The 336-nt window shown below is 50.0% G+C and carries 1 rRNA gene; it reads left to right on the top strand.

The annotated features are described in order from the left end of the window. Nucleotides 1–50: 50 nt before the first annotated feature. Nucleotides 51–336 (top strand): 23S ribosomal RNA (locus DVG79_RS16020); the annotation flags it as partial.

The following is a 336-nucleotide window of genomic DNA, read 5'->3' as shown; positions in this document are numbered from 1 at the left end:
TTTTTATAACCATGTCATTAGACGTGTGTTCTTAGAATACCAAAATGCTAGATCAAGGTATGAAGGGCGTACGGTGGATGCCTTGGCACTAGGAGCCGATGAAGGACGCGACGAACAGCGATATGCTTCGGGGAGCAGTAAGTATGCTTTGATCCGAGGATTTCCGAATGGGGGAACCCACCATCCGTAATGGGATGGGACATGTTACATGAATACATAGTGTAGCGTGAGGCAGACCCGGGGAACTGAAACATCTAAGTACCCGGAGGAAGAGAAAGCAAATGCGATTCCCTGAGTAGCGGCGAGCGAAACGGGAACAGCCCAAACCGGAGAGCA

It is taken from the genome of Exiguobacterium sp. RIT594 (assembly GCF_003339585.1).
Lineage (GTDB): Bacteria > Bacillota > Bacilli > Exiguobacteriales > Exiguobacteriaceae > Exiguobacterium_A.
The sequence above is the reverse complement of the archived record's forward strand: the minus strand, read 5'-3'. Positions and strand labels throughout refer to the sequence as shown.